The following is a 4847-nucleotide window of genomic DNA, read 5'->3' as shown; positions in this document are numbered from 1 at the left end:
TGTCAGTTGTCAGTTGTCAGTTGTCAGTTGTCAGTTGTCAGTTGTCAGTTGTCAGTTGTCAGTTGTTAGTTGTCAGTTGTTAGGGAACAGGGAGGACAGAGAAAGAAATTCTTACCCATTACCCATTACCCATTACCCATTACCCATTACCAATTACCCATTACCCATTACCCATTACCCATTCCTTAGTCAATTTGAATACTTGTTGGTGAATTTCCTCCGGGTGGTGTGATTCCTGGTAATGGTTTTCTAAATTGTGAATAGATGCGATCGCGCCAAGCAAAAAATGCTTCATAATCAGGATTATCCGCTATGCTGGACAATCCTTTCCCTCTCAGAGATACTGGTAAATCCAAATAAGCACCATCGGGAAACTTCAAAAGCATTGATAAACTAGCAACTGTTAAATCAGCTAAAGTTGGTTCATCACCTGTTAAATAAGGACTACCTACCAACAATTGGGTAATAATATCCAAATCTTGTTTTAAGCTAGTAACAGCCGCATTTACCACATCTGGTGTAAAACCGACACCAAAACCCAGCGCTGACAGAAAATCACCAGGAACACCTTCGATAACACTTCTGAGAATATCTGGAGTGGAAACTGGTAACAACGACTTACGAAAACTCTGATCTTGACTAATAGCTGCAAATAGAGCCTTTCTACCTTTAGCACCGATTGACTCATCAGCCCAATCTTCCAATAATAAAGTCAAAGCGCGTTTTTTGGGATCTATCGGTATCAGCAGACGATCTGGGTATTCTGAATCTAAATATTTAGCGATTTCTGTAGAATCAGCAATATATCTATTGCCATCTTTTAACACTGGAACTTGTTTTTGTCCAGTCAAGCGAAATAATTCTAGCTGGCCAATGCCTGGTGCAACTTCGATTTTGCGATACTCTAGTCCTTTATAATCTAAGAGTAAACGAACTTTTTCGGAAAATTGAGATAGTTCCCACTGATATAGTTCTAGCATATTGTATATTCTGCAACTTGTTTAGTTGTTAATTTTATAATTGTATCCTTAATTCTTAGCATTTTTCCTGTGAATTTATCATTTTCTGGGTTGAGTTGTTGCCCATCAAGTTGAAAATTACTCGAATTTGTGTGATAATTAAACTCGGATTGTTATGCCTGTCAATTGATTTAGCATTTTTCCAGACACTTGAGATTTTCAAAATAGTTCACAGCATAAAATTGTTGAAATTGTTGAAATTGTTGGATATTATAATATTCCTACTTCTGACTACCGACTTCTAAATTCTTTGATAACTTTACCTAAAATTTTACAAAAAATCCTGTTCCTCAGTCAAGAACCTTTTTAGTTGGCAGAATGTGATAAATCTTGATATAACTTATATGCAATCAATACAAACAAAATTTATGAACGCTAATTACAGCAAATTATTGACCAAAATTACTGCAATCATGGGATTAATGAGTATCGGTCTTTTGACTACTATCCCATCTCCAGCGAAAGAAGTCCGCAATCCCAATTCCAGACCAAGTATTTTCAACGAACCGCTCTACAATCGTGGTAAAAAGCCCAGTGAAACTGCACCAGTTACCACACCCACACAGCCAGAAACAGAAGTTCCCACTGTTAAACCCACCCCAACAGCACCTCTAACCGAAACAAAACCAACTAAAAATTTAGTAGTTTTGGCCAATGAGAATGGATCTTTTACAATCCTTATTAAAGCTTTAGCAGCAGCAGGACTGACAGATACTTTACAGGGAGAGGGTCCTTTTACCATTTTTGCTCCCACAGATGCAGGATTTAAAGAATTACCAGCAGACGCATTAAGGGATTTATTGAAGCCAGAAAATAAGGAAGTATTGGTGAAAATTTTAACCTATCATGTAGTCCCAGGTAAGGTACTCTCCACTGAATTAAAATCTGGGGAAGTAAAAAGCGTAGAAGGGGGTGCTATTAATGTTAAAGTTGATCCAAAAGCAGGTGTAAGTGTCAATGATGCCAAGGTAACTCAGGCAGATATCCAAGGTAAGAATGGTGTTATTCATGCAATTGATAAAGTGATCCTGCCTCCTGATTTATAGATTTTTAGTATTTGATTGATCAAAATCCGTAAGTTAAAATCCCCGAATTTATCAAAAACTGGGGATTTTACTATGGGAAAAGACTCAGTTTAAACTGGACTTTTTTGAAGAAATAGCCATCAAACTAACGAGCTTTAGCAGTAGCCTTAGCTTCAGTTTGCTTCGCTTCTTGAACTAACTGCATCATCAACTGTTCCAGCTTTTGTGCTGTCTGTTCTTCTTGGTGTAAGTTTTGCTCTAACAACTGGACAACTTGGTTTTGTCCCATTTGTTCCGCTACCTTAATTAAACCACGATAACAAACTATTTCCAATTGTTCAATCTTACTATGCCATTCTGCCAATCCTAAGTCGATAATTTTGGGATTATCGGCAGCTAAAAGGGCAAATTTTTGACCTTCACTAATTAAACCAACCGCAAGATCACAGGTAATTCGTTGTGGTTGCTCTCCTAAAATAGATAAAACCTGTTTCAGGTTTTCGATATGCTGTTCAGTTTCTGGAATATGTGGCTCAATCACAGCTTTCAATTTACTATTTTGACAACATTGCCACATCATTTGCTGGGCTTCTAAGAAGCGATTTTCAGCATCGTACATGATGTTCATTTCATAGATAAACTGCTGTTGTAAGCTGGTGATTTTTTTCGTCCCTGGACGCTCGCTAACTAAAACCATGATGATTCTCCTAATGGTATTTCGCTGCCTTTAACAGTCGTTCCATTAACCCTACGTCTAGTCCGACCAATTCTCTTCTTACTAAAGACACAGTAAGGGTGTGAAGTTTAATTGTGATTGCAGTGACAATATCAGACAAAAGTCTGAACTATGATTTATGTGATTAATTTGATTTAGATGATTAATGGGTTTTTTATCCCCAAAATCATCCAAATCATCCAAATCACAAGAATCACAGTTTAGACCGCTGAAAGCTGCTGTATCCAATACTTAAGTGCTATTGAGGAAATTTCATTTTAAAGCTTCCTTCAACAAATCCCGATGTAAAAAAGCTCCATTTATTAAAGATTGAATTTTATGAGGTGACAAAGATTCCCCATGATAATAATAATTAATCCAACTTTTACTAATTAAATGTATATCATCTGGTAAATCCTTTAAATCCCAACCAGGTATTTCTAAATCTTCCATTAATCGGTTAACTTTGGGATCATAACTCAATGCAAAACAACGTGAACCTTCACTTGCTGCCATAATTAAACTATGTAAACGCATTCCTATGGACATTTCCACACCGCGAAATACACCTTTTAAAATTTGTGGATCTTCGGAACAAATAACTCTACTCACATCTGGTAATTGAGTATGAATTTTTTCCGCAATTTCTAGATCTTCACTTTTTTGAAATGGCAATAATAAAATAAAAGCTTGGGTTTCTTTCTGCAAATTAACTAAAGCTTGAGTTAAATTTGTTAACCGCTTTTCTGTTAATTGAGGATGATTTCTTAAAGTAACTGCAATTCTGGGTTTTGGTAAATCTACTAATTCCGGGACTGGCTTCGATTCCAACGCCCAAACCGGGTCAGGGGCAAGGATATGGGGTATACTCCAATCTGATAATAACCGAGAACTGGAGCGATCGCGCACACTCACTTGAGTACAACCTGTAAAATTCCTCTTCGCTAACCAACGAGTTTGGAAATGCAACAAAGGACCTATACCCTGTCCCCAAGCCACAGTTTTCAAACCCATAACTTGAGCTAAAGCCATCAATCCGCCATAATAAAAAGGGCTAATCAGACTAGTAGCATCTTGAATTAAACTACCACCACCCCAAACAAAAGCATCACAAGAACGCAAAGCCTTTAAGACTGAGAAAATCGCCATGCGGTTGTAACATTCCACACCATAACGCCGATGAGTTTCTTCAGGATTTCCAGAAAGCACCACAGGAGTAACATCAAGTGGTAGCATTTGCAGAAGTGTGGCTAACAAAGCTTCATCACCACCATTACCCTTACCGTAATACCCAGACAATAAAACCCGCATTTTCCCCATTTTAAATTTTAGATTTTAGATTAATTATGCACGCCCTTTCGATTCCCACCTGGATAATTCATATTTCTAGCGTCATTGAGTGGATAGCCGCAATTTGGCTAATTTGGATATATGGTGAACTTACAGAAAATCGGAGTTGGTGGGGATTATCCTTTGCCATGTTACCAGCTTTAATTAGCGCAATGTGTGCTTGTACTTGGCATTATTTCGACAATTCCGAATCATTAGAATGGTTAGTCACCCTACAAGCTACCATGACATTAGTTGGTAACTTTACTCTCTGGGCAGCAGCTTATCTAATTTGGCGTTCTACCAAGTCTACAAGCCCCATTGAGACACAATCTATCAAATCAGAACAATGATATCAAAAGAAACCCTTTTTGCCCTTTCTCTCTTTCCCTACTTGGGTTTCTTGTGGTTTATCAGCCGCAGTCCACAAATGCCACGTTTAGCCCTATATGGATTTTACGGCACATTGGTATTTGTCGCCATCACCATCCCCGCCGCCATTTACGCCAAAGTCCAGTACGGAGAACAACTAGCCAATGTAGACTGGTTACATGGCAGCGCAGAAGTCTTTTTAACCCTTGCTAACATCTTACTAGTCTTAGGTTTTCGCCAAGCAGTACAGGAATTAGGGAACAGGGAACAGGGAACAGGAAACAGGGAATAGAAAGAATTACCAATTACCAATTACCAATTACCAATTACCAATTACCAATTACCAATTACCAATTACCAATTACCAATTACCAATTACCAATTACC

The 4847-nt window shown here is 38.0% G+C and carries 7 protein-coding genes; 4 read left to right on the top strand and 3 right to left on the bottom strand.

The window, feature by feature from the left end; translation table 11 throughout:
* Window positions 1-232, top strand: a 232-nt coding sequence (locus PN450_RS11145) for a hypothetical protein (protein WP_334311489.1), incomplete at its 5' end; no start/stop codon positions are given.
* Here PN450_RS11145 and PN450_RS11140 read toward each other — a convergent pair.
* Complete coding sequence (locus PN450_RS11140; RefSeq protein ID WP_213797908.1) at window positions 186-980, bottom strand: glutathione S-transferase family protein; 795 nt, start codon at window positions 978-980, stop codon at window positions 186-188. The genes PN450_RS11145 and PN450_RS11140 overlap by 47 nt on opposite strands.
* A 407-nt stretch (window positions 981-1387) precedes the next feature.
* Between PN450_RS11140 and PN450_RS11135 the strand changes: the two genes are divergently transcribed.
* Complete coding sequence (locus tag PN450_RS11135) at window positions 1388-2065, top strand: fasciclin domain-containing protein (protein ID WP_271836313.1); 678 nt, start codon at window positions 1388-1390, stop codon at window positions 2063-2065.
* A 124-nt stretch (window positions 2066-2189) separates the two neighbouring features.
* Here PN450_RS11135 and PN450_RS11130 read toward each other — a convergent pair whose 3' ends face one another.
* Window positions 2190-2741: a YciE/YciF ferroxidase family protein gene (locus tag PN450_RS11130; RefSeq protein ID WP_271822852.1), complete on the bottom strand. Its 552-nt coding sequence runs from the start codon at window positions 2739-2741 to the stop codon at window positions 2190-2192.
* A 291-nt stretch (window positions 2742-3032) separates the two neighbouring features.
* Entirely contained in the window at window positions 3033-4079 is a 1047-nt protein-coding gene (csaB, locus tag PN450_RS11125) for a polysaccharide pyruvyl transferase CsaB (protein ID WP_271836311.1), read from the bottom strand.
* A gap of 26 nt (window positions 4080-4105) precedes the next feature.
* Between csaB and PN450_RS11120 the strand changes: the two genes are divergently transcribed.
* The gene (locus PN450_RS11120; RefSeq protein WP_015083349.1) at window positions 4106-4441 is read left to right on the top strand and encodes a DUF2499 domain-containing protein; all 336 of its coding nucleotides are present in this window, start codon (window positions 4106-4108) and stop codon (window positions 4439-4441) included.
* Window positions 4438-4752 carry a DUF3593 domain-containing protein gene (locus tag PN450_RS11115; protein WP_015083350.1) on the top strand — a complete coding sequence of 105 codons (315 nt, stop codon included), beginning with the start codon at window positions 4438-4440 and terminating at the stop codon, window positions 4750-4752. Before PN450_RS11120 ends, PN450_RS11115 begins: the two co-directional genes overlap by 4 nt.
* The last annotated feature ends 95 nt before the right edge of the window (window positions 4753-4847 follow it).

The sequence above is a fragment of the Dolichospermum lemmermannii CS-548 genome (genome assembly GCF_028330815.1).
Taxonomy (GTDB): domain Bacteria; phylum Cyanobacteriota; class Cyanobacteriia; order Cyanobacteriales; family Nostocaceae; genus Dolichospermum; species Dolichospermum lemmermannii.
The sequence above is the reverse complement of the archived record's forward strand: the minus strand, read 5'-3'. Positions and strand labels throughout refer to the sequence as shown.

What these genes read in the sequence shown, in the direction of transcription:
- PN450_RS11140 (WP_213797908.1), bottom strand. Translation starts at nt 980, where the DNA reads ATGCTAGAACTATATCAGTGGGAACTATCTCAATTTTCCGAAAAAGTT.
- PN450_RS11135 (WP_271836313.1), top strand. Translation starts at nt 1,388, where the DNA reads ATGAACGCTAATTACAGCAAATTATTGACCAAAATTACTGCAATCATG.
- PN450_RS11130 (WP_271822852.1), bottom strand. Translation starts at nt 2,741, where the DNA reads ATGGTTTTAGTTAGCGAGCGTCCAGGGACGAAAAAAATCACCAGCTTA.
- csaB (WP_271836311.1), bottom strand. Translation starts at nt 4,079, where the DNA reads ATGGGGAAAATGCGGGTTTTATTGTCTGGGTATTACGGTAAGGGTAAT.
- PN450_RS11120 (WP_015083349.1), top strand. Translation starts at nt 4,106, where the DNA reads ATGCACGCCCTTTCGATTCCCACCTGGATAATTCATATTTCTAGCGTC.
- PN450_RS11115 (WP_015083350.1), top strand. Translation starts at nt 4,438, where the DNA reads ATGATATCAAAAGAAACCCTTTTTGCCCTTTCTCTCTTTCCCTACTTG.